We start from the raw sequence: 26245 nt of genomic DNA, 5'->3' as shown, positions 1-26245 counted from the left end.
GAAGTATTTATATACTCAAAAAATCAATAGTATAACAAGGGTTTGAGTAAAGATTTTCCGGAGGCGAAATGCTTATGATAGAAGTAGATGAGCTAACCGATTATCTGGACGAGTATTTAGAAGAAAAGCAAGAGGTAAAAAACTTAACTCAAGAAACGGTGCAAAAGCAAACATTTAACATATCCAAATTCATAGAATATCTGGAATCTGAAGGAATAGATGAACTGAACAGCAGTAATGTAAAAAAGCAACTGCGTCACTATCGTAGGTACTGTCTAAAGCAGCGCGGAAATAAAAGGACTACTGTTAAAACATACATGATGAACATCCTGGAATTCATCAACTCAGAGGACGTTCAGGAAGAAATCCAGCACGATCCAATCAAGATGAAGGATATAATTGAAGTTAAAGCTGAAGACCCTGAAACCGCTAAAAAAAGAATTGAAAAGATAAGCCTGACATGGCAACAAAGCGACTTTTTTTTAGATACAATCGAACAAAGCGGTAACAAAAGAGATTACGCCATTTGCAGAACTTTCATTGATTCTGGCATGAGGCTAAAGGAACTGGTCTTATTAAATAAAAGCGATATTCAAGTTCCGATTGATGAAAATGGCTTTTATGTTCTTCCAAACGACACCAATGAATATATTGATGTATATCTACGTGCAGAGACCACTAAAGGGGAGCTAAAGGACCGTACGACATTCATTACCTTCGATACATTGGTAAGCTTGAATGATATGATGCATGACAGGATCACAAAACTCAGAAAAAACACCAATAATGTATATAGACCCGTAATCCAGAGAAACAAGGCTGCAGAGGAAAAAACTCGCGAAGAGCTATTCACAAACATTAAAGGAAACCGCATTGGAAAGCGTGGAGTCCAGGATATTGTTAAAAAGTATGCTCATGAATGTGACAGGAGAATAGAAAGCGAAGGAATTGATTGTCCTGTAGATTACGGTGAAAATGTAAGTGTCCATATCCTCAGACACACCGCATTATCCCATTATGCTGAAATCCTTACGGTTGCAGAGGTACAGTCCATTGCAGGTCATTCCAACTCACAGACAACAGACAAATACATCCACATTGACCGTGAGCAGATGAAGCAAAAATTAAAAGTTAACAATATGAGATTTAACAGCTGATAAATATAAAAATAATTCAATTTAAATACTATATGAGTCAAATATTATAATGTTACAAGTTAATTATTGATTTATATGAATTTAAAGAAGAGTATTTTTATATTGGTTGTTTTTTTAATATTTATTTCATTATGTGGAGCATATTCTGCATTTAATTTTCATAATACTGATGATTTGCAGCCTACAGCTCAATACAATAATGAATCTGATTCTTTTGGCTGCTGTTCAATAATTCTTCAACTGGATGGGAATGACACCCTCATGTCCTATAGGCGTGATGCCGAATTGGATGCTGACGTTCATATTGAACAGATTGATTGGCATGGCATGCAGGCAATAAAGCAATATAAGACAAGTGACGGTTATTTCTGCCATGTTATCATCACCAGCGACGGCTGGGTCATCGGTCTGGGCGGCATTGATGACGGCATTGACAATGAAAGGTGCGAAAACATCACAGCCACAATGATCAATGACAATAACACCATCAATGAAAGCGCCCTTAAGGAAATACAGGACATTAAAAAGCCTTATGGTAGAGGTCATGTTGTAATTAAGGCTCCTAATGGAAATTATGGTTTTGCAACAGTTGATAAAGTCAAAATTGGAACTTTAGAGCCTGGAAGATACATTTCAATACCGAACATGTATTCCTATTCTCGGGCAAATAACATTTCTATTGGCAATGATGATAAAATCGAAGTAATGAATAACTTGTCACGATCCGATTTATATGGTCTTGACAGAAGGGAAATTGTAACTTATGACATTGATATCAATGGAAACAACAACACAACTGACGTTTATGTTTCAAATGAGGATGGAGCTCTTGTTGGAGTGGACAATTCCATCTATATCGACAATGTTTATTTCAACGATACTCTAATTAAGGCAAAAGACATTCCTCTGGCTCCCAACTACAAATATATAGGGTCATTCAGCTTTAGTGAAGACAGTAATAATACATCCGTTGGCAAGCTGGCCTACTGGATTATACTAATTTCATTTGTAATATTTGTCGGAATACTATATTACATAGTGCTGAAATTTGTAAGATTTATAAGATATAAAATTAGGCGTAAAAAATAATAAATCTTATGAAATTTAATAAAAAATATGAAAAATTAAAGAAAATGTTCTATTTCAATAGCTTGATATATATGGAGTTAGTGATTTATAGCATTTTCTAAATATTACTTGAGTAGTAGTGGTAAAATATGTATAAATACTACAATCTGTATTTACTTTAAATATATAAATATATATTAAAAGTATAATTATATAATATGGAAATATATAATTATTATAGTTCAACTATAACATATACTTATAGATGTTATAGTAAAATAACTATTAATACTATGAATAGATATATAACTATAAATATATAAATATGGACAATATACGGAAATACTATGCCGACTATTGTAATATCACACTAACACTAATTTTACTAAAAATAAAGCCATTTAAGTGTTTTTTTGGAAAAATAAAATCATAAATATATTATTCAATAAAATTAAATAAGTATAATCTATAATATGATGAATAATTAATTTTTTACTTGAATAAAAGTAAAACAACGAATCTAATTCCTTCATTTTTATAAGATTTATTAATTTTCATGAAAATTAAAAAATTTAAAAAAGTTCATGCTATAATCCTAAAAGAATCTTTATTCCGATCAAAATAAGGATAACACCACCAAGTATCTGGAACCTATTACCGACATAATCACCGATTTTACGGCCTATGAATATTCCAACGATGCTGAAGGCTAATGCAACTATCCCGATTATCGCTGAAGATATCCAGATGGGATCCTTTATTAAAGCGATTGTAATTCCTACGGCAAAGGCATCGATGCTGGTTGCAATCGCAAGCAAAGTGACTTCCTTAAATGAAAACTCATCAGTGATTTCGTCATCATCACTTTTAAGGCTTTCACGTATCATGTTAAGACCAATGCCCAAGAGCAGTAAAAATCCTACAAAAGAAGCAAGAGAAGCTATTATGGAGGATATGATATTGCCGAAGAAGTATCCGAAAATAGGCATTATTGCCTGAAAGCCTCCGAAAAACAAGCCATAATACAAAATCTGCGAACTGGTCAAATTTTTTTGCGTGAAACCTTTGGTCATGGATACGCTGAATGCATCCATAGCAAGAGCTATTGCAATTAAACAAGTAGAAATTAGATTAAATGCCATTATCTAAAATATTGTCGTACAAACAATATAAATGTGATGTATCTTATAAGAAATTTGAAAATCTTCAGCAATATAGAACTTATCAAAATGATTCAATATTTTCATTCATTATCGAATGAAATGCCATTAAAAATGAAAATACGGTGAATTTAATATCGAATGATTTATATTCTTATTGTAATAAATTTATCACCATAGGAAATGAGGAGTTATATGTTTAATAAATTGTTTAAGCTAGATGCAAATAAGACTGACATTAAAACAGAGATTCTTGCAGGGATAACAACATTTCTTGCAATGTCTTACATATTAGGCGTAAACCCCGGATTGTTATCCGAAACTGGAATGCCAATTTCAGGAGTATTCATTGTGACTGCAATTGCGTCAGGTATTGCCTGTATAATAATGGGGCTTTTAGCCAACTATCCAATTGGTCTTGCTCCAGGAATGGGATTAAACGCATTATTCACCTATACTATTGTTTTGGGCATGGGTCTTTCATGGCAAGCTGCCCTTGCTGCAGTATTTCTGTCAAGTATAATATTTTTAATAATTACAATCATCGGAATAAGGGAAGCCATTTTGAATGCTATTCCTAAAGACTTGAAACTTGCAATCGGTTCAGGTATCGGATTTTACTTGGCATTCCTAGGTTTGGCCAATGCAGGAATCGTTGTAGCTGACCCTTCAACAATCATAGGGTTAGGCGAACTAAGTTCTTCTCATATCTTGCTTGCATTTTTCGGTATTGTAATCACTCTAATCTTATATGTACGTAAAGTTCCGGCAGCGGTGTTCTTAGGTTTGCTGTTAACTGCCATCATAGGAGTGGTCATGTCACTTCTCGGATACGGAAGCGCTGAAATGGTATTGCCAAGCATGCCAACAGAATGGGTGTCATTCAACCTTGACATGAGCGTATTGGGAGGATTCATGCAGGGATTCAATGAACTGTTCAAGGATATTCCAACTTTAGTCATAATCTTATTCTCCATGCTATTTGTTACATTCTTCGATACAACCGGAACATTGATCCCGCTTGCAAAAGAATGTGGATACGAAAAAGAGGACGGCACAACCGAAGGTATCAACAGAGCATTTATCAGTGACGCTTTAGGTGGAATTATAGGTGCAGTCATGGGATCAAGTACCGTAACTGCTTATGTGGAAAGTGCTACAGGTATCGGTCTTGGTGGAAGAACAGGACTTACCGCAATCACTATTGGAGTATTATTCCTACTTTCAGTATTCTTTGCTCCAACAGTTCTTGCATTATTTACTCCATCTGTAACTACAGCCGCATTGGTGACCGTAGGAATTCTGATGTTTGTCCAAATTAGAGATATCGACTGGGACAATCTATCTATTGTTGCAGCAGTATTCATAACCATAATTATGATGGTACTGTCCTATTCAATATCACTAGGTATTGCATTTGGATTTATCACATACACAATCGTCTCTGTAGCTAACGGAAAAGCAAAAGAATTGAACCCACTGGTTTGGGTATTGTTTGTAGTATTCCTTATCTACTTATTTTTCGGATTATAGGTGTTTTTCTATAGTTTTCTTCTTTTTTAGTCTACCTTTATATATGACATTTTCTAAATATTAATATAATAGTTGTAAAATATGATTTACAATTATAATAGAGGTGAAAATGTGAATAAAACAAAAATTTTTGGAATTTTTATTCTCTTTGTGCTTCTTATAACATGTGCTGGCGTAGCCTTCGCATCCAGTGATGTTGACAATTCGCACATTGGTGAAATTGGAGATGATTTCGACACTGGAATTAATGAAGATATGGATGATTATCTCGATGAAGATGACAATCTGGATAATGATGACTACGGCGAAGACGACAACCTAGATGACGACGACTGGGACGATGACGAAGACCTAGATGACGATGACTGGGACGACGACGAAGACCTAGATGACGATGACTGGGACGATGACGAAGACCTAGACGATGATGACTGGGAAGATGATGACGACTGGGACGACGACGAAGACCTAGACGATGATGACTGGGAAGATGACGACGACTGGGACGACGACGAAGACCTAGACGATGATTATTGGGACGATGATGATTACTGGGACGACGAAGACCTAGATGACGATTATTGGGATGGAGAAGTTTATCCTGATGATTGGTATTATGACTATGGATACATTGATGAGTTATCCAATAATACTGTATACAAAAAATTAGCTTATGGTAATTTTACCAGATATTACGCTAATTCTTTAGGTGCAGGAAAATCAGTAGATGGCAGTTATCCTTTTGAAGAAGAATCATCTCAATTGGCTGATTATGCAGCTCCTACTTCAGGATCTGCTGGCGATGAAAACAGAGATTCCTACTCTTCAAACATTGGTCACAATTTAAATCCAGTGCAAAAAAAGATTGATTTAAGCAAAATCAATGAAGTTGGTTCAAGCGAATCAAACACTTCAAAAACAAATGGCAATGTTGAAAATGAAACAAGCTATTTCGATTTTAATATGAATAATGGATTGCTTTCAATTTTAGCAATATTGATTGTTTGCTTAATAATATTCATATAAGAACACAATGTTTAGGAAAACTATAATTTCCTAATCCTTTTTTTTACTTTATAATAATTTTTTTATACTTGTTTTAATCAAATAATTAAACATGAAAGATTTGTTTGATACTGTTTCATTTGGAAATTTAAAACTTAACAGCAGAATTGTCAGGACAGGTTTGTGGGAATCCCAAAGAGAACAGCCTGGAAATTTAACTCCTGAGATATATGACAGGTATGAAAATCTTGCCGCTAGCGGTGTTGGATTGATAATTACCGAATTGTACTCCCTTTATCCCAAGGATGTTTTCAGCAAGTATTCGAATACTTTAAACTACAATCAATTTGTACGCGAGGCAAAGGATTTGACAGATCTAGTTCATCTATATGATGTTCCCATCTTTGCACAGCTTGGTTTTGTACAGTACAATAAACCCACCGAACAGCACATTGCTGTTGAAAAGATATCAATTGAGGATATCAGAAAAATCCAGACAGACTTTATCATAGCATGTAAAAAATTAGACTATGCGGGTTTTGATGGTGTTCAGATAGCTTTGGGAAACTATTACTTTTTGACAAGATTCATCAATCCCTATTTCAACAAGAGGGAGGACAAATATGGAGGAAACACCTACAACCGCTTAAGGATAGTCTTGGAGATAATAAAAGTAATCAAGCAGAACACCAATCTTCACATCAACTGTCGCCTGAACGCCTTTGACATCCAAAAGGGAGGAATGACTGTTGAGGATACAGTGGAAATAGCTAAAATACTTGAGGATAATGGAGTGGATTCACTTCAGATTACACGTCCACGCTCACCCCAATACTTTTCCCGTGAAAACTATGAAAAGAAAATTCTGGCAAGCGCCTGCAACGACATTATTGACAACGTAAGCATTCCGGTCATTATGGGAGGAGGCGTTAGAACCCAAAAGCAGATCAACAATATACTTAACAAGACAAAAGTAGAGTTCATTTCCATGCAGCGCCCTTTTGTTGCAGACACCAGCTTTTTGGTTGATTGGCAGATTGACGGCGATGGAGAGGTGAAATGCAAAACCTGCAATAACTGCTACTGGAAGAAAACCTCGACCTGTTTTATATATCCAAAAGCATCATTGAATGTAAAATAATATAAAAAAAATTATATGGGAAGTTCATTCACTATTAAATCATTTGAAATACTGTATGAATGTCCTGTTTTCCCATGTTGTGAACTTATAGCCCTTTTCCTCGTTTTCGATATTTTGCATTGGAACCAAAGGCACTTTTCCAAGCCCGTTAGGTGAATTGTATACATATGTCGGCTTGCACATTCCGCTTGTTCTTCCTTCCAAATGTTTCATGACCTCCAGTCCCTTGGAAATGTCAACCTGGAAGTGTTTGATGCCTTTCACGTCTTTAGGGTGGAAGAGATAATATGTAATTACGCGATATTTCTGCAATTCCTCATTTGTCTTTTGAATGCAGTACTTGTCATCATTCACATTATGCAACAGAACCATCTGGTTTCTGACAAGAACCCCCTCGTCCACAAGCATGTCAATTGCCTTAACTGCCTCAGGAGTGATTTCACAGGCATGATTGAATTGAGTGGCCAGCTGAACCCTGTATTTTCTAAGAAGGACGGCCAATTCCTCATCTATTCTATATGGGAGCGTTGCCAATGTTCTTGTACCTACCCTTATTACCTCAACATGGCTTATCTGGGACAATTTGTGGAATATCCTTTCCAGTTGACTGTTGCTCAACATTAATGCATCTCCGCCTGTAACCAGCACTTCCCTGATTGCCTCATTGTTTTTTATGAATTCGATTGACTCGTCAATGTCTTCCTTAGGAGTGTTCTTATCGGATTTGCCTATCAGCCTGCGGCGTTGGCAGTGCCTGCAGTACATAGGACATGCATTTGTAACATTAATGATTAGCTTGTTTGGATATCTTCTGGTTATCCTTCCTGACGGGTTGGACTGTTCCTCATTCATCGGGTCCAATATTCCGCCTTCATCCAATTCCCTTATGTCTGGAAAAGACTGTAATCTTATTGGGCAATTGGGATTATTGAAATCAATCAGTGAAAAATAATAAGGGGTTATTGCAAACCTGTACTCTTCACTTACCTTTTTTATGTTCTCATATTCCTCTTCGGTAAGGTCTGTGTATTTTGTGATTTCATCAACAGTGCTGATACGATTTTTCATTTGCCATTTGGGATCGTTCCAGTCCTCTTCGGTTGCATCCAATTCCTTTAGGATTTTGCTTTTTGTATCATCATATATCTTTCTGGAAAATTCACTGAATCCTGTTCTAACTTTTGATTTGTGTTCAATATCATCAATAGCTATTTCATCAAGTTCATTTGAGCGGATTAAAGATTTTTCTCTATTGATGTCTATATTATCATACCTCATCTTGTAATATTATTATAGTTTATATATTATATTATTGTTAATCTATATAATATATTTTTTGTTGAGGGGTGCATTGGCCACATTTGAATTTAATTGAAAACTAATATCTTCATTTTTATAACATGATAATGCTCTAGCCGTAGTTTTCTCCAAGCCAACCCTGGTTGACATCGGGAATTCCGTCATCGCAGTAGTCATCATCATAGTCATCATAATCTATGAATCTGGGTTTTGGCTTGCTTATGCCTTCATTGTGGCAATTTTCGCATTCCCAATAATCCCCACTTTCTGTAAAAAGGGTTTCACAGTTTTCACATCTCACAAAAGCGTACAGCTCATCATATTCCCCGCAGTAGGGACATTCATATTCAAGATTATTCTCATCAACTTCATATTCGCAATTTGGACATTCAAACATGTTTTTATCCCCCTTTAAAATCATCTAAATTTCTTTTATGTATTCTTTGTGAAATATTTTTTGCTATAATCATCTATCCCGTCGTCGTTTCAACATTAGGATTTGAATCGTCAGAAGTGCCGGGATTATTATTGTGATTACTATTGGAATGATCATCATCATAGTCGTAATCATTGTAGTCATAGTCATCATAATCCAAATCTTCCGAATCATCGATTTGTGACGTATTGGTCGGTGTTGGAGTTAAGGTAGGTCCGTCATCATTGTTAATGCTTGAAACCCCATATTTTATGGAATGATACATCTTCAAAGCAATGTCCTTGTCCTTGCACATTATCAATATGTTGTCGTGTGTGGTGTCGTTTCCAGTTTCAATACAATACATGCCAGTATCAGGGTTATAATATATAGGAACGCCATCCTCCACTGTTGGAGTGTTTCCTCCCTTCTGCTTTTCAAATTGAGCGGAAACATCCACAGCCCCCGTAATAGACAGCTCTTCCTGGCTGTTCCAACTGATGATGCTTACATCATATTTGGGATCCTGGTAGTATTTGATTCCCAAATCATCCTCAACAAAATTCGCTTCATCAGATGCAGGAACTTCAATTGTTGTGGCGTTGCTCAAATAGATTGTTCTGTATTCCACATTCTTATTTAACCATGCATATCCGACAAATAAAACTAGAATAACTAAAATTATAAGCAATATGACAATTATGATTTTCTTGTTTCTGTCCAATTTAATCACCTTGGTTGAACATATTTTTATAACAAGTTTAATATAAAATTGCCTAAAAAATATCAAATAAAAAGTAGATTTAAAATAAAAAAATTCAATGAAAAACTTTAAAAATATAAATAAAAGCAATCCGAAGATTGCTTATTAGATCCCTATTGTAGATATAATCCTATTCCCTCGATGACTAAAGCCACACCTATAAGAATAGCAACAAACATTGGATTGCCAAATGAAAATGCTCCAAAAGCAATTGATATTAAACCAAGGATTAAAACCACAACTGAAGCAAATTTGGGCATTTCTGAATCTGAAATAAGACCGGCAATACCTGCCAAGATTAATAGGATACCGATAACATAGAATTGCAATCCTATAAGGAATGACAATGCGGCAATGTTAAATACGAATACTAACCCAACTACAATGGCTAAAATTCCAATAATGACATTAAGTGCTCTAAATCCACTTAGAATAAGTATTAAACCTAAGAATATTAAGCTTACTCCAATAAGAACAGACACTGCTGCAACACCAAAAATAGGGCAAATTATAAAGATTAATCCTAAAATTACAGACAATATTCCAGATATTTGATTTGACTCCATATTTTCTCCTCCTAAAATTTGTTATATCCACTTTTTCAAGTGAAAAATATAAAAATTCAAAAAGCAATACGCTCTTTACATTTAAATATCTTTTTTAGACTATTTAATTATTGCTACACTAATAAAAGAAGGGGAGTAGATGCGTGTTGCACCTACATTATTTTAATTTTAATGTTTTTGGTTACTTTGTTGTAGTAGCCGTTTCCTTTATATTTGATGACTGCTTTGTAAGTTCCTTTTTTAGTTAATTTGGTAATTTTAAATGTTGCTTTACCTTTGCTGTTGGTTTTAGCAGCGTATGTTTTACCCTTAACTTTTAAGTAAACTTTTACTTTTTTAACTGCTTTTCCTTTGCTGTTTTTCAGGGTTATTGTGTATTTTTTGGTTTTTGTTGTTCTTTTGAATTTTTTTGCTTTAGCGGTTATTTTTGTTTTCTCCTTATTGATGGTAATTTTGACAGTTTTACTTGTTGGAGAGTAATTGCTGTTTTCAATTGTAATTACCATGTTCTTTTGACCGGCTTTTGCGGTTTTTAAGATATTTACAGTCAATTTTATTGAAGCAGCTCCATTTATGATAGTTGATGTTCCAATGTTTTTGCCGTTTAGTGTAAATGTCACTGTATCGTTGTCATTTACATTTATGAAATCTGCACTGTATGTTCCGCCATAGTTAATGACATATGATGCGGAATTTGCATAAATTTTGATATTTTTTATATTGACAGTGAAATTGACAGGAATCTCTGCTCGTGACATGCCCTCATTGTCAATGTATGTGACATTGGCATTGTAGGTTCCAGCATCTAATTTAGAAATAACAAGTGTTGCGATTCCATCTTTTACATCAACGCTATATTCAACATTATTGATTTTAACAACAACTTTGCCACTGTTTACTGGATCGATGGCACTGCTTTTTACCTGAACTTTAATGTTGACGTCATTGCCGTAAATGACATCTTCAGCTTCAAGGATTTTCATGCTTATTGCATCGTTTACCAATTGAACATCACTTGAAATGTTATTTAAAGTTATTTTGGCACCACCTCCAACATCTATGCAATCTTCGCCATTGCTGATGAATTCGGAATTGCTGATTGAAATGTCGGTTTCGGTTTGAATTGCATTACCCTCAGTTGCATTGTTGGCAGTGAATTTGGAACCGTTTATGGTTGCTTTTCCATCATTGCTGATTGCTCCACCATATCTTGCAGTGTTTTGTGTGAAGTCTGCGTTTTCTATGGTTGCTTCACCAAAATCATTGTCGATTGCTCCACCATATACTGCAGCACTATTGTTTGTGAAGTCTGCGTTTTCTATACTTATTTCACCCTCATAAACTCTGACTGCTCCACCATATCCTGCGGTGTTTTGTGTAAACTCTGTGTTTTTAATGGTTGTTTTACCATTGTCATTATAGATTGCTCCACCATATCCTGCGGTGTTCTGTGTAAACTCTGTGTTTTCTATGGTTGTTTCACCTAAATCATTGTCGATTGCTCCACCCTGTCTTGCGTTGTTGTTTTCCAGTCTGCAATTATCCATAGTTATGTAATACCTGTTTTCGATTGCTCCACCATATTCTGCAGTGTTGTTTGTGAAGTTGGAGTATGCTATGTCTATTTCGGAGTTCTCATTGTAGATTGCTCCACCATATACTGCAGCAGTGTTGTTTGTGAAGTCTGTGTTTCTTATATCTAGTCCAATGTCATAGCTATCTATTGCACCTCCGTATTTCGCAGTGTTGTTTTCAAATTTGGAGTTTGAAATATCGATATATTCCATATTGTAGATTGCTCCACCATGTTCTGCATTGTTAGCTGTGAAAGTAGTGCCTTTTATAAATGCATCCTCTGCACCATTGTAGATTGCTCCACCATATTTAGCAGTGTTGTATGCAAATCCGGATCCAATTATAGTTGAACTGCTACCGTTGTTGTAGATTGCACCGCCCTCGTATGCCTCATTGTAGCTGAATGTGGAATTTGATATGGTTGACTCGCCTTCATTGGCATAGATTGCTCCTCCGGTTATAGCATTATTGTTTATGAACTTGGAGTCTGCCACTGACAATGTGGAGTTACTGTAGACTGCTCCACCGTAATCGGCCGCATTTAGTGAGAAACTGCTGCCGTTTACAGTTCCATCTTGAACAAGGTAAACCGCACCACCATATTCTGCATGGTTATCGTAGAATACACAATCTTCGATGACAGTATTGTTAACAGCAAAAATCGCACCACCATTATCACCCTCATTTGCAAAGAATCCGCTTTTATTTACATACAGTTCTGTTATTGCAGCTATTGCTCCGCCGTTGTCTGCACCATTTCCGATGAATTCACAGTCGGTCACATTTGCACCGGAATAAGTGAATATTGCTCCGCCATGGTCGGCATCATTCTGGCTGAATTGGCAATTTTCAATAGTCACGTCATTATTTGAATAAATTGCTCCTCCGCTTATGGCAGTATTCTTATTGAATTTACTATTGGTTACGAGGGTATTGTTTGTACTCCATATTGCTCCACCATAGTCTGCACAGTTTTCGTAGAATTCACAATTAATTACGCTACTATCACCATTAAAGCAAATGGCACCACCGTTATTAGAAGCAATGTTGTCAATGAAATCACAATTTTCAACACTGCCGGAATGCATCCTTATAGCACCGCCCCATCCAGAAGCAACATTATCAATAAAATTACAATTTGTTACTGTTGACTTGTCATAGAAGTAAATTGCACCCCCATCGTTGGAAGCGGTGTTTTCAGTGAAATTACAGTTCTCTACATTGCCTCCGGTATAGAAGTAAAGTGCCCCGCCACGGCCAGAAGCTACGTTTTCATCAAAATTACAATTTGTTACATTGCCGTCATCAAAAATGTAAATTGCTCCACCTCTATTGGAAGCTCTGTTGTCGGTAAAGTAACAATTTTCAAAACTGCCTGATCCAATCCAGACTGCACCGCCATTACCATCGTTTACAACATTATCAGTAAAATCACAATTTTCCACAATAGCATTGCTATTAATGTAAACTGCACCTCCATCGGAAGCTGTGTTATTGACAAAATTACAGTTTATTAGTCTTGACTCATCATGGATGTAGACTGCACCTCCATCGTCGGAAGCGGTGTTTTCAGTGAAATTACAGTTCTCTACATTGCCTCCGGTATAGAAGTAAAGTGCCCCGCCACGGCCAGAAGCTACGTTTTCATCAAAATTACAATTTGTTACATTGCCGTCATCAAAAATGTATACTGCTCCACCTCTATTGGAAGCATTGTTATCGGTAAAGTAACAATTTTCAAAACTGCCTGATCTAATCCAAACGGCACCTCCATTACCTTTGGTTGCATTGTTATAGGTAAAATTACAATTTTCTACAGTACCAGTATTATTAAAGAAAATTGCACCACCATGACGGGAAGCGATGTTATCCATAAAATTACAGTTTGTAATTGTTAGATTTTCGTTTTCACAAGTAATGGCTCCACCGTAAGATGCATTATTGCTTTTAAATGTGGATCCAATTATTCTTCCTTCGGTTCCATTATCCCAGAATACGGCCCCACCATCTTTGCTTGCAGTGTTGCTTTCAAATATTGAGTTTATTATGGAAACGTTGATTGCACTGTTTTGATATACGGCACCACCTATTGGTGCAGCGTTACCTGTGAATGTGCACTTTTCAATGATTCCATTTCCTTTTCTCTCCCATCCCAGTGCTCCTGCACTTTCCGTTGCAAAATTGTCAGTGAATACACAGTTGACTACATTTCCATTTTCACCATTCATACATGTAGCACCATTATAGCGAGCTTTATTGTTTGTGAAATTTGAATTGGAAATTACACCATTGTCACCATCGAAATATATGGCTCCACCGGAGTAATTAACCTCATTGTTTTCAAATATTGAATTGTCTATGGAGACACAACTACAGTTATTTACATATATCGCTCCAGCAGACCTATTAGCACTATTATTATCAAACGTACAATCCTTGATTTCACAAATGCTTGCATTGACTATCTGTATTGCTCCACCTCTCCAAATTACATTATTACTTATGAATGTAGACCCAATTATTCTTCCTTCGGTTCCACTATCCCAAAATACGGCCCCACCATCATGAGCTTCGTTATTCTCAAATAGGCAATCGGTAATTTTTCCATTATCGGCATTGTTCCAAATTATAGCCCCTCCATAAGATGCATTACCGTTAATGAAATTGATATTCTTCAAAGTAACATTGGCTGCTGTAATATTAAATATTCTTGATTGGTGGTTAGCGTTAATGATATAACCTTTTCCGTCAATTGTTAAACTTTTGTTAATTAAAATTCCATTTGCTGTAAATCCATTATCATAAGCATAATCATTTGCAAATATTATTGTGGAATTATTTTCCGCTTTGTCAATCTTTTCTTGCAATGCAGTAAATGTTCCATTATCCTCTTCGTCAATTACATTATTTTCTCCAATAGCTTGATTTTCATCAATATTTGATTCTATATTATCCTTTATTGCAGTTAATTCAATTTATGAATCGTCTTGATTGGATATCACAGTATCATTCACATTTTCCGCACATACACTGGCCATACTGAAAAATGCTAAAAGAATTAACGTTAAAATTAGTATTATCTTTTTCATAATAACCCTCATATTACAAAATAGTGATTTTTTATTTAAAAAATATGAAATATATTTAATAATTTATCAACGAATATATTTATATATAACTATTTTTAGAAAAATAATGGTTTAAAATGCAAAAAAATGAAATAGATTTGATAAATATATATTACACGAGATTATAAATTAATTATAATTAATCATGTATTTGCCATGAACATTATTGTAGGTATTTTATCTGCTTTAAGCTTTTTAAGAACAGATTTTTTAATAGTAACTGTTATCAGGTGGAATGTCTACATCTTAACTCTTTTTAAAAAGCATTACGATATGCTAATCAATTATCTTCAGTTAATTTTTCCCAAGAAACAAATTCATTCTCTTTTTTCATGAAAAAACATGCAAAAGAAAATTAGAAAAATACCAAAACGGCTGAATAGAATGTTATATGTGCAAGACTATGCTTAAAAAACACAAAAAAGAAATTCATAACTATAGATGAGCATCCAATCAGATAATGCCCTAAAAAATTAAATGATTGAATAATATATATTTTAAGATAAATTTTGACAGTCTTAGTCATTTTTCAAAATTGTTATATTCTATGAGTAATAAAATAGATATTATATTGAAAATATTTTAAAATTTGAAAAAAATGAGGTTTTTGATTCATGAAAAACAAAATTTTGGTAATTTCAGCAATTTTGCTTGTCATGTTTTTCTCGTTGGCAACGGCTGCCGCAAATGAGGTAAACGATACAGGTACAATCTGCGAACTTACGAACGAACAGACAATAGAAAGCGTTGATGTTTTAAAATCAACCGAAAATCAGATTGATGAAAACAACAGTATTTTGACAGCTGCTGACGGCGACAAATTAAGTGCCGATGAAGGCAGCTTTAAAGATTTGCAGGACTTAATTAACGGTGCTGAAGAGGGTTCTACAATTTATTTGGATAAAGATTATGCTTATAAGGATACTACTACCGTTGAATTTTCTAAAAGCATTACAATTGTTGGAAACGGCCATTATCTTGATGGGCAAGGTAAAGACCGTATTTTTGATATAGAATTAGGTAAGCAAAAACATGTGTTCTTGAATAACATTACTTTTAAAAATGGTGATGTCACCTGGACCAGTGGGGGTGCAATAAGATGTGTAAGTGAACGAGGGAATGAAGCTACATTAGATATTGTTGATTGTACTTTTGACAATAACCATGCTGATGACGGTGGTGCAATATATGCTGAATATGTTAGAACAAATATACTAAATTGCAGATTCACCAATAATGCCGCCGATGACCATGGTGGCGCTATAGAATTTGATGTACGAGAGTCAACCATCAGAAATTGTTATTTTGAAAATAATAAAGCCAAAGACTATGGGGGAGCCATTTATTTCACAGAACATGATGGCGATCCATGGGAGTTATATTCAAGAAGCAATGTAGTTAGGGATTCGACTTTTATCAGTAATCAGGGAGACTATGGTGGAGCAATTTACACAAATGGTTGTCATAATGAAATGATAAACTGTTATTTTTATAAAAATCATGCCGATACTGATGGAGGTGCAATCTATGCATATGCACGTGTTAACGGTAATGATGGTGTATTTCACTGTGTTTTTCTAGAAAACAGCGCTGAGGATGATGGAGGTGCAATTTTCGCCAGGGAATATTACCCAAGAATACAGTATTCAGTTTTCGATAAGAACACCGCCGAGGTGGGAAAAGATGCTTATATGGAGTTTTGCCTTCGCTCATATGATTATCCTTATAAAACAACCGATAATCAAGATACCTTTGCCAGTTGTATATTTTTTGCAAGGGATTCCATTTTTACCTCATTTTATGCCGTAGGTTTCACTGAATGCTGGTTCCCAAACGGACATGACATTAAAAAAGATAAAGAGTGGCGGGAAATTTATATAAATAATGAAATGAAATTAAAACTTGAATATGTTAAGAATGTAGATTCTCCCTATGTTATAACAGGACATTTCACATACGTTCAAACATTACCGATTTGGTTCAATTTCCCTTCAAGAGAGTTCACTATTGAAACAACAACAGGTACTCTAAATACAAACAAGATAGGCTTTGACCTAAACAAACATTCTTTTGAATATACTCCCAATGAGTCAATTCATAATGGGGAAATAACTTTCAAGTTTATGAGTTATGAATATGTTTTTAAATTTGATCAAACATCTCCTGTTTCATTTACTGCGCTTCAATCAAATGTTACTCAGGCAACAGAATCATTAACCTTGGAGAATGATTTTTCATATAGTGAAGCCGGAGATTCACACATTGGCAGTGAAGGAATTTTAATTGATAAAAGTCTGACAATAAACGGTAATGGACATGTAATTAATGGAAATAACCGTACAGCATTCAAAATAAATAATCCTTTCGCCAACATTACATTCAATAACATTACTTTTGTCAACTGTAACATTCCGATAAACGCCATAAATGCTCAGAAAATCACATTTAACAATTGTACATTTGAACAAAACAGTGAAAATATCATAATCAGCTGCAATTGTGAATTCAATGACTGCCAATTCATTGACAATATCGCAAACAACACTTCAATCCTAAACATTGAGGACTTTTGTGTTTTAAATGATTGCTACTTCCTGGGCAATATCGCAAACAACACTTCAATCCTAAACGTTGAAGGCGGTTGCGTTTTAAATAATGCCAAATTTGTCAATAACGTTGGTGGCGAAAGCTTAATTCTTTTGAATTCAACTTCGAATGTGGAAATCAACGGTTCAATTTTTATTCAAAATGATGCTGACAAAATCATTCATGCCAAAAAGACTTTGAATAAACTGAATGTTACAAACAATATTATTATCAATTCCGAATCAGAATATGAAATTTATGCTGAAAGCCAACCTCATGAATGCTACTTGGATTATAACTGGTTAGGAAATACTGCAGACAATTTCAACAGTCCATATAAGGTCAATCTTGATGCCAATACTTGGTATTTCTTAAACATGACACTTATGTATGACTATGCAAATGTTTCCCTAAACAACGTATATGACAATGTCAATAAAAGAGTCATAAGGAATTGCGGATACACTTTACCAGACATAAGTATTGGATTATATCTTGTCAACATGTCAAGCAGTCAGGGAAGCATTGATTTCGTTGATGATGGTGAAATCCAAATCAGAGTTTATATGCTTTCCAAACCTGCATTTTTAACAGCAAGTTATGAAAACGTTAATTACACTGTTAATTTCACTCAAAAAGGAGAGTTCGACTTGTTGAATGATTTAATATCTCTTGCTGATGACAATTCTACCATTGTCCTTGACAGGGATTATACTTTCACAGAAGGCATTGACAGTGTCGGTGGAATTACCATAAGGGCTACAAATATAACCATTGACGGTAACGGACACACCATAAACGCCCTCGGCAAATCATTAATATTTACAGTATCCGGTGAAAGAGTAACATTGAAAAATCTCATTCTTGTAAATGGAGGCAATGAAGATGTGGGTGGATATGACGGGCCTGTTGTCTGGAGCGGACATGATGGTGTGGTCGACAACTGTACCTTTGAAAACAACACCGGGGCTCTAAACGGAGCAATAACATGGGCTGGACAAAATGGATTAATAAAAGATTCACTGTTTAAAGGTAATGTCGCAGGAGATGGAGGTGCTTTATACCTCCAAGGCAAAAACATGACAGTTACCAACACAACATTCACCAATAACCGTGCAAAATCAGGTGGTGCAGTATATGTTTATGCTATTGATGCTGCAGTAGAAAACTGTACCTTAAGATACAATACTGCTACCGGAGATGGTGGAGCAGTTTACTGGGATAAAAAGAACGGTAAAATATCTGATTGTGAATTTGAAAACAATAATGCTGGCAGTGAAGGCGGTGCAGTCTTTTGGAATGATGTAGATGGTGTTGTAACTGGCAGCAAATTTAAACTCAATAACGCGAAAGATGGCGGAGCTGTCTATTGGAATAAACGGTATGGTAAACTATCTGATTGTGAATTAACAAACAACACTGCTACAAATGGTGGTGGAGCAGTCTTCTGGAATGCAAATTACGGAACTGTTGATTCAAGCTCCTTTGAAAACAACACTGCAAAAAGCGGAGGAGCAATCTACTGGGATTACGATTACGGTAAAGTGATTGATTCAACTTTCATCAGAAATACCGCAAACGAAGATGGAGGGGCAATCTACTTCTTCGAAGGAAAATTCACTAAAAACGAACAACATGCCGTTGACAATTCCATATTCTCAAAAAACAGTGCTCAGAATAATGGAGGGGCAATGTATATTGCTGCCAAGAAAAGCAGTATTGGAAACTCCACATTCATCAAAAACCAAGCAAAAGACGGCGGAGCGCTTTACGCTACTTTTGAAGGCGGAACAATATCCCAGTCAGTATTCATAAGCAATTCCGCATCAGATGAAGGAAGCGCCATATACACGGATGAAGATTCAACTCCTGTCAATTACTGTGTCTTTTTTGAAGATAATGCAAAATCAATCATTTATCATAAGGGATCATGGTTTAGCAGTAATGTTAATGCAGATTATAACTGGTGGGGAAATAACATAACAGATTTCAATCAAAAATTGGCTAATGTAAATGATGATGTGGATGTCAATAACTGGTATGTTTTAGACATGACAATGAACGAGGGAACTGCAAACATCACATTAAACAACCTATTTGAAAATAACAAAATTACTACTGATGGAAACTGCAAAATGCCACAAATTAACATTACATTAACCAATGAAAACTTAACAGTGGCTGACAGCATTATTTTAGGTGAAAACGGATATGCGGAAGTGGACTACCTTTTAAAAGCAATTAAAGGGTCATTGAAAGCAAGTTTTGAAACCTCATCCGTTACAAGAAGTGAAGTGTTCCTGCCAAGCAGCACTACAATCACAACAACACAGGATGAATTCACATATGGAAATATTACAATTGAATATGAGGTCATAAATCCTACAATTATCAATGTGACAATAACTAATGAAACTGGAGGCATTGTTTTTGAGAATTTAACTTCAGATTATATCGTTTCTCCTGATTTAACAGCAGGCATATATACCATAACAGTTACAAACATGGGAAATGGAAGCATCGTTTCAAGCAATGATACAAAAACATTCACTGTAAATAAAGCGACACCGACAATCATGGTTGTTACAGAAGATGTGACCTATCCGGGCGATGTTGCTGTAAATGTTACAAGTGATGTGGCTGGAAATTACACAGTTAAAATAGGAAATGTTGCAGAAGAAATAAACTTAACAGTAAATGAGGTCAAACAGTTAACATTCAGTGGCTTAAAAGCACAGGAATACATTATAAATGTAACATATGATGAAACTGAAAATTATACACAAGCGTTTAATGATAGCGTTAAAGTCAATGTTTTAAAGGCAGATTCAGATGTTATAATTAAAAATGTCACCTATTTGGACTATTGGAATGTGATTGTGGAAATCGAATTGGTAAATTCAGATGATTTCACTGCAAAGCTCTACCAAAATGCAACAGAAATCAGTAAAATCACAAAAAATCAAACCGCAATAAAACTCAATGATTTAACATCCGGAGATTACACATTAAACATTACCACCATTGTGGATGAAAATCACACACAAACAACCGAATCGCTAAACATATTCGTCAAATACACTCCGACAATTAATGTGGTCACAGCTGATGTGGTCTATCCTGGTGACGTTATTGTTAATGCGACCAGTGATGCAACAGGCAAATTCACAATAAAGATTGGAGATAACACATTTGAATTCAACTTAACCGAAGATGTGAAAACTGAAACTTTCAGATTTAAAGGTATGGAAATTGGGGAATATGCAATAAATGTAACCTACCAAGGCAATGAAAACTATACTGCCGCATTCAACGATACAGTTAATGTAAATGTTTTAAAAATCAATACTGCAATCGATTCAACCGTGAAAATAGATGGTTATCATGCAGCAATAACCGTTAATGTAAATCCTAATGTAGATGGATTTGTCTATTTGGCATATGATGATTTCGCATGTTATTTGGCATTGAAAAATGGCAGCGCATCCCTCAATAATACATTGCCTGTGGGTAATTACAATGTAGAAATCAAATACCTTGGGGATGACCTCCACAATGAAAGCAGTACGTCTTTGGAATTTGTTATTGTTGATCCTGCAAAAGAGAGTACTGATATCAGTTTAGAAGTCATAAGCAATGAAAATGATGTCACTTATATTGTGGATGTTGATTCTGATGCTACTGGTATCGTTAAATTCGAAGTAACTGGAACTGAAGAATACACAGTATATGCAGATGTCATAAACGGAAAGGCAGTTTTGGATGACATATTGGATGCCGGCGACTACACCGTAATCGCAACATACATGGGCGATGACAGATTCAACACCAACATCACAACACAAACATTCACAATCAAAGGACACGAAAAACAGAACACAAACATTGATGCTGATGTCAATATCACCGGTTATCGTGTAACCATAACTGTTAATGTAAATCAGAATGCTACAGGATTTGTTAGAGTAAAATTGGCAGATACAGTTGCTAATATTGAATTAACCGATGGTGCTGGTTCATTGGTTACCAGTTTGGCCGCAGGAAGTTACTATGTGGATTTAACATATCTCGGTGATGATGACTTTAATGAAAACAGCACTGCATTAACATTTACAATTGTTGACCCTGTAAAGGAGAACACTCCAATTAGTTTAGATGTTTCTTCCTATGAAAATGATGTTGTTTATACTGTAAAGGTTAATTCTAATGCTACTGGTCTTGTCAAATTCAGAGTAACTGGAACTGAAGAGTACATGGTATATGCTGATGTCATTGATGGTAAAGCGATACTTGTAGACACTTTGGTTGCTGGTGATTACACTGTAATTGCGACATATGTTGGCGATGATAAATACAACGCCAATGTAACCTCTGAAAGCTTCACTATTAAAGGACACACAAAGAAAAACACTACTATCAATGCTGATGTGAAAATAAATGGATATCTCGCAACAATCAGTGTTAATGTGAATCCGAATGCAACAGGATTTGTAGAACTGACAACTAAGGATTCCATCATTTATTTGGCATTAAAGAATGGTGTTGCTTCTGTAAATAATACTTTGTCTGCAGGAAGCTACAACTTTGCAATCAGATACATTGGAGATGACGACTACAATGAAAACAGTACCAGTTTGGAATTTGTCATTGTAGACCCTGTAAAAGAAAATACGGACATTGATTTAAATGTTGTGATTGATGAAAATGATGTTGTTTATGTTGTGGATGTTGATTCTGACGCTACTGGCATTGCCAAATTCGAAGTGACCGGAACCGAAGAATACACAGTATATGTAGATGTCATAAATGGTAAAGCAATACTTGAAGACATTCTGGTTGCTGGTGATTATACTGTAATTGCGACATACATGGGCGATGCAAGGTTCAACACTAATATTACAGCAGAATCATTTACAATCAAAGGTCATGTAAAGCAGGATACTGCAATTGATGCCAATGTCAATATTAATGGTTATCATGTGACTATAACTGTTAATGTTGATTCTGATGCTACTGGATTTGTTAGGGTAAAACTGGGTGATACAATTGCTAATATTGAATTAACCGATGGTACTGGTTCATTGGTTACCACTTTGGCTGCCGGAAGTTACTATGTGGATTTAACATATCTCGGTGATGACAACTACAATGAAAACAGCACTGCAGTAACATTTACAATTGTTGACCTTGTAAAGGATAACACTCCAATTAGTTTGGATGTTTCTTCCTATGAAAATGATGTCGTTTATACTGTGGAGGTTAATTCTGATGCTACTGGTCTTGTCAAATTCAGAGTAACCGGAACTGAAGAATACATGGTATATGCGGATGTCATTGATGGTAAAGCGATACTTGTAGATATTCTAGATGATGGTGATTACACTGTAATTGCGACATATGTGGGTGATGATAAATACAATGCCAATGTAACCTCTGAAAGCTTCACTATTAAAGGACACACAAAGCAGAACACTACAATCAATGCTGATGTGAAAATAAATGGATATCTCGTAACAATCAACGTTAATGTGAATCCAAACGCAACAGGATTTGTAGAACTAACATCCAGGGATTCCATCATTTACTTAGCATTGGAAAATGGTGTTGCTTCATTGAGTAATACTTTGTCTGCAGGAAGCTATAACATTGCAGTCAGATACATTGGTGATGACAACTATAATGAAAACAGTACCTCTTTGGAATTTGTCATTGTAGATCCTGTAAAAGAGAATACTTCAATTGAATTGGATGTTTCAAGTGTTGAAGATTATGCAACTTTCGTAGTCAATGTTAATTCAAATGCAACTGGAATTGTCCGCTTTGTGGTTTCAGGTACTGAAGACTACACGGTCTATGCTGATGTCATAAACGGTGTTGCAGTAATGGAAGACTTCCTTACACCTGGTGACTACACAGTCGTTGCAACATACATGGGAGATGACATATTCAACTCCAACATCACTTCAGAAAGCTTTACTATACAGGGCCACGTCAAAAAGGACACTCCAATCCGTGCCGATGCTAAAGTAAACGGTAACAGGGTAACAATAACAGTCAATGTTGACGAAAACGCTACAGGCTTTGTCAGCTTAAGGCAATCCGGATCAGTCATGTATATAGCAGTTGAAAATGGAGTGGCAACTTACACTGATGTATTGCCTGCTGGAAGCTACAATGTTGAAGTGACATATCTTGGCGATGATGATTATAATGAAAACGGCACTAGAGTGCTTTTCACTGTTGTTGAAGCCGCTAAGAAGAATACTACTGTTGAATTGGATGTTTCAAGCATTGAAAATAATGTCACATTCACCGTCAATGTAGATTCCGATGCCACTGGTATCGTTAAGTTTGAAGTTTCAGGTGGTGAAGAATATGTTGTTTATGCTGATGTCATAAATGGCATTGCAGTAATGAATGATGTGCTTGCGACTGGAGATTACACAGTCGTTGCAACATACATGGGCGATGACATGTTTAATTCAAATTCAATTGTCGAATATTTCACAGTTTCAGGTCATGTAATGTTGAATGTTACCATTAATTGTAATGTTGCTGTTGACGGATATGAAGTTGCTGTGACTGTTGTGCTTAATGAATATTCTGCTACTGGCTTTGTTGAGTTCAACATTGCTGGTAAAAAGTATTATGCTCCAGTTAATGATGGTAAAGCGATTTTAGTTGCTGATTTCCTTGCTGGAACTTACATGGGCAAGGTATTCTATCTTGGTGATGATAACTTCAACGGCAATATGTCTATTGTTTCCTTCACTGTAGTTGAGCAGAACGTTACTCTGGAAAACACCAGCATTGAGATTGTTGTTGGTGCGATGGAAAATGACGTATGCATTATTGCTAAAGTTAATGAGTCAGCAACTGGTCTTGTCGAGTTTGTAATTGACGGCAATGCAGTTTACATTGCAGTAAACAATGGTGAAGCGGTATATGATGTTGTATTGGCTGGTGGTGACTATAATGTTACTGCTACCTACCTGGGAGATTTCAGATTCAATCCTAATTCAACCGCAAAAGAATTTACAGTCAGGGACCATGTCAAATTGAATACAACAATAACTTCGGATGTTGTCATTGATGGTCATATTGTTGTTGTGACAGTTCAAGTTGATCTGGATGCTACTGGTTTTGTCGGATTTACAATTGAAAATGAAACAATGTATGCTAAAATCGACAATGGTACAGCAGTTATGCAATTAGGTGTTAATCAGGTGGGAAATTACACCTTGACTGTAACATATCTAGGTGATGAAGAATTCAACCCTAATTCAACTGATGTCACATTTGAAATAGTTGATGTTCTTAAAAACACAAGTGTCACTGCAGACATTGAAATATTTGACAACAATATAACAATAACTGTTAATGTTGATTCTAATGCCACAGGATTTGTGGAATTTGATGTTACAGGCGCTGAAGAATACATTGTTTATGTAGCACTCAAAGATGGAAAAGCGATTCTTGACGATGTTTTAATAGCTGGAGACTACACAGTTCTAATAACCTACTTGGGTGATAACCAATTTAATGCTAACAGTACTGTTGAAGAATTTACAGTTGTAGGCCACATCAAAAAGGATACATTCATAAATGCTGTTCCTGAAGTTGATGAAAGAACTGTAAGCATTGAAGTCGGAGTTGATGAGAATGCTACAGGTTATGTTACCATTGCTGTTTTAGGTCAGACATTCATTGTTCCTGTAGAAAACGGAAAAGCATTATTCAGTTATGATTTCCTTCCGGGAACCTACAATGCCAGTGTTGTGTATCTTGGTGATGATAACTTCAATAATGCAAGCACTTCTGTTTCATTTACGGTAATCAAGCAGGATGTCAAGCTGAAAAACACTACAATTTCAGTAGATGTGGATGCAGTTGAAAATGATGTGACAATTACAGTTAAGGTTGACAGTTCCGCCAGTGGTCTTATTGAGTTCAATATCGATGGCAATGCGGTTTATCTTGTGGTAAACAATGGTGTGGCAACATTCAATACTAATCTGCCTGCAGGAGACTACAATGTTATTGTAACTTACATGGGTGATGAAAAATTCAATGCAAATTCCACTTCAAAAGAATTTGCCGTTGTTGATCACATCAAGAAGAACACAAGCATTTTCGCTGATGTTAGCGTTGATGGAAGCCTTGCCACTATCGATGTAGAAGTTGATTATAATGCTAGCGGATTTGTCGAGTTCGATATCGGTGGTGAAGTTGTCTACATTACCGTAAAAGATGGCAAAGCAAAATACAGCATAGTACTGCCTGACGGCAATTACGCAGCTTCAATCAAATACCTTGGTGATAATGACTTTAACGCAAACTCCACTGTTAAGGAATTCACTGTTTCCCATGTTGTGCCTATTGCAAGTGAATTTAGTGAAATTACTGTCTGTGATAAGGTAATTACAGCTGTTCTAAAAGATGCTAATGGAGTTCCAATTGCCAATGCAAATGTAACATACACTATGGGTGGCATGACAGTCAATGCCATGACAGATTCCAATGGTGCTGTCGCAATTGAAAATGCAACAGGCAGCGTTGAGTTGAAATATGCAGGAAATGAAGGAATACTTCCAACCTCCTTCTCAGTTACCTTGAAAGGAATTTCCCCTGCAATCGTTAGAACCGAATCCAGATTCAACATCACAGGAAACTCAATAACCATTAAAGGTTACGCTATCGATAAGAAAGCTGGCGAAACAGGTATGACCTACGCTACCGAGTTGCTTGACATAAACGGCAACCCAATCAGCAATGTCACAATCCAATTCGCTATCAACGATAAGATCCACAGCAGAGTGACCTACGAAAACGGTAGCTTCGAACCATAC

At 35.7% G+C, this 26245-nt stretch carries 12 protein-coding genes; 6 read left to right on the top strand and 6 right to left on the bottom strand.

Features of this window, described 5'->3' with window-relative positions; genetic code table 11:
- The first annotated feature begins 74 nt into the window (after positions 1 to 74).
- On the top strand, positions 75 to 1157 hold the full coding sequence (locus IJE64_RS05735) for a tyrosine-type recombinase/integrase (protein ID WP_292783302.1): 1083 nt from the start codon (positions 75 to 77) through the stop codon (positions 1155 to 1157).
- Between the two features lie 75 nt (positions 1158 to 1232).
- On the top strand, positions 1233 to 2246 hold the full coding sequence (locus IJE64_RS05730; RefSeq protein WP_292783300.1) for a hypothetical protein: 1014 nt from the start codon (positions 1233 to 1235) through the stop codon (positions 2244 to 2246).
- 566 nt (positions 2247 to 2812) lie between these two features.
- Here IJE64_RS05730 and IJE64_RS05725 read toward each other — a convergent pair.
- On the bottom strand, positions 2813 to 3367 hold the full coding sequence (locus IJE64_RS05725; protein WP_292783297.1) for a manganese efflux pump MntP family protein: 555 nt from the start codon (positions 3365 to 3367) through the stop codon (positions 2813 to 2815).
- 213 nt (positions 3368 to 3580) lie between these two features.
- Here IJE64_RS05725 and IJE64_RS05720 point away from each other — a divergent pair, with 213 nt between their 5' ends.
- From IJE64_RS05720 to IJE64_RS05710, 3 genes are all read left to right on the top strand, one after another.
- Complete coding sequence (locus IJE64_RS05720) at positions 3581 to 4918, top strand: NCS2 family permease (RefSeq protein ID WP_292783294.1); 1338 nt, start codon at positions 3581 to 3583, stop codon at positions 4916 to 4918.
- A 111-nt stretch (positions 4919 to 5029) separates the two neighbouring features.
- Positions 5030 to 5944, top strand: coding sequence for a hypothetical protein (locus tag IJE64_RS05715; protein ID WP_292783291.1), 915 nt, complete (start codon positions 5030 to 5032; stop codon positions 5942 to 5944).
- A gap of 91 nt (positions 5945 to 6035) precedes the next feature.
- Positions 6036 to 7064 (top strand): tRNA-dihydrouridine synthase, encoded by a 1029-nt coding sequence (locus tag IJE64_RS05710; RefSeq protein ID WP_292783289.1) that lies wholly within the window; start codon positions 6036 to 6038, stop codon positions 7062 to 7064.
- A 39-nt stretch (positions 7065 to 7103) separates the two neighbouring features.
- Here the strand turns inward: IJE64_RS05710 and IJE64_RS05705 are convergent, their stop codons facing one another.
- The 5 genes from IJE64_RS05705 to IJE64_RS05685 form a co-directional block, all read right to left on the bottom strand.
- Entirely contained in the window at positions 7104 to 8342 is a 1239-nt protein-coding gene (locus tag IJE64_RS05705; protein ID WP_292783287.1) for a KamA family radical SAM protein, read from the bottom strand.
- Positions 8343 to 8475: 133 nt separating this feature from the next.
- Positions 8476 to 8760, bottom strand: a complete 285-nt coding sequence (locus IJE64_RS05700; RefSeq protein WP_292783284.1) for a hypothetical protein — start codon at positions 8758 to 8760, stop codon at positions 8476 to 8478.
- A 73-nt stretch (positions 8761 to 8833) separates the two neighbouring features.
- Entirely contained in the window at positions 8834 to 9502 is a 669-nt protein-coding gene (locus IJE64_RS05695) for a hypothetical protein (RefSeq protein ID WP_292783282.1), read from the bottom strand.
- Positions 9503 to 9654: 152 nt separating this feature from the next.
- Positions 9655 to 10107: a DUF308 domain-containing protein gene (locus IJE64_RS05690; protein WP_292783279.1), complete on the bottom strand. Its 453-nt coding sequence runs from the start codon at positions 10105 to 10107 to the stop codon at positions 9655 to 9657.
- 152 nt (positions 10108 to 10259) lie between these two features.
- Positions 10260 to 14549 carry a right-handed parallel beta-helix repeat-containing protein gene (locus IJE64_RS05685; RefSeq protein ID WP_292783277.1) on the bottom strand — a complete coding sequence of 1430 codons (4290 nt, stop codon included), beginning with the start codon at positions 14547 to 14549 and terminating at the stop codon, positions 10260 to 10262.
- A gap of 875 nt (positions 14550 to 15424) precedes the next feature.
- Between IJE64_RS05685 and IJE64_RS05680 the strand changes: the two genes are divergently transcribed.
- On the top strand, positions 15425 to 26245 hold a 10821-nt coding region (locus IJE64_RS05680; RefSeq protein ID WP_292783275.1), incomplete at its 3' end, for an Ig-like domain repeat protein.

Source organism: Methanobrevibacter sp., from assembly GCF_017409525.1.
Taxonomy (GTDB): Archaea; Methanobacteriota; Methanobacteria; order Methanobacteriales; family Methanobacteriaceae; genus Methanocatella.
This window is presented reverse-complemented; position numbering and strand designations above follow the sequence as displayed.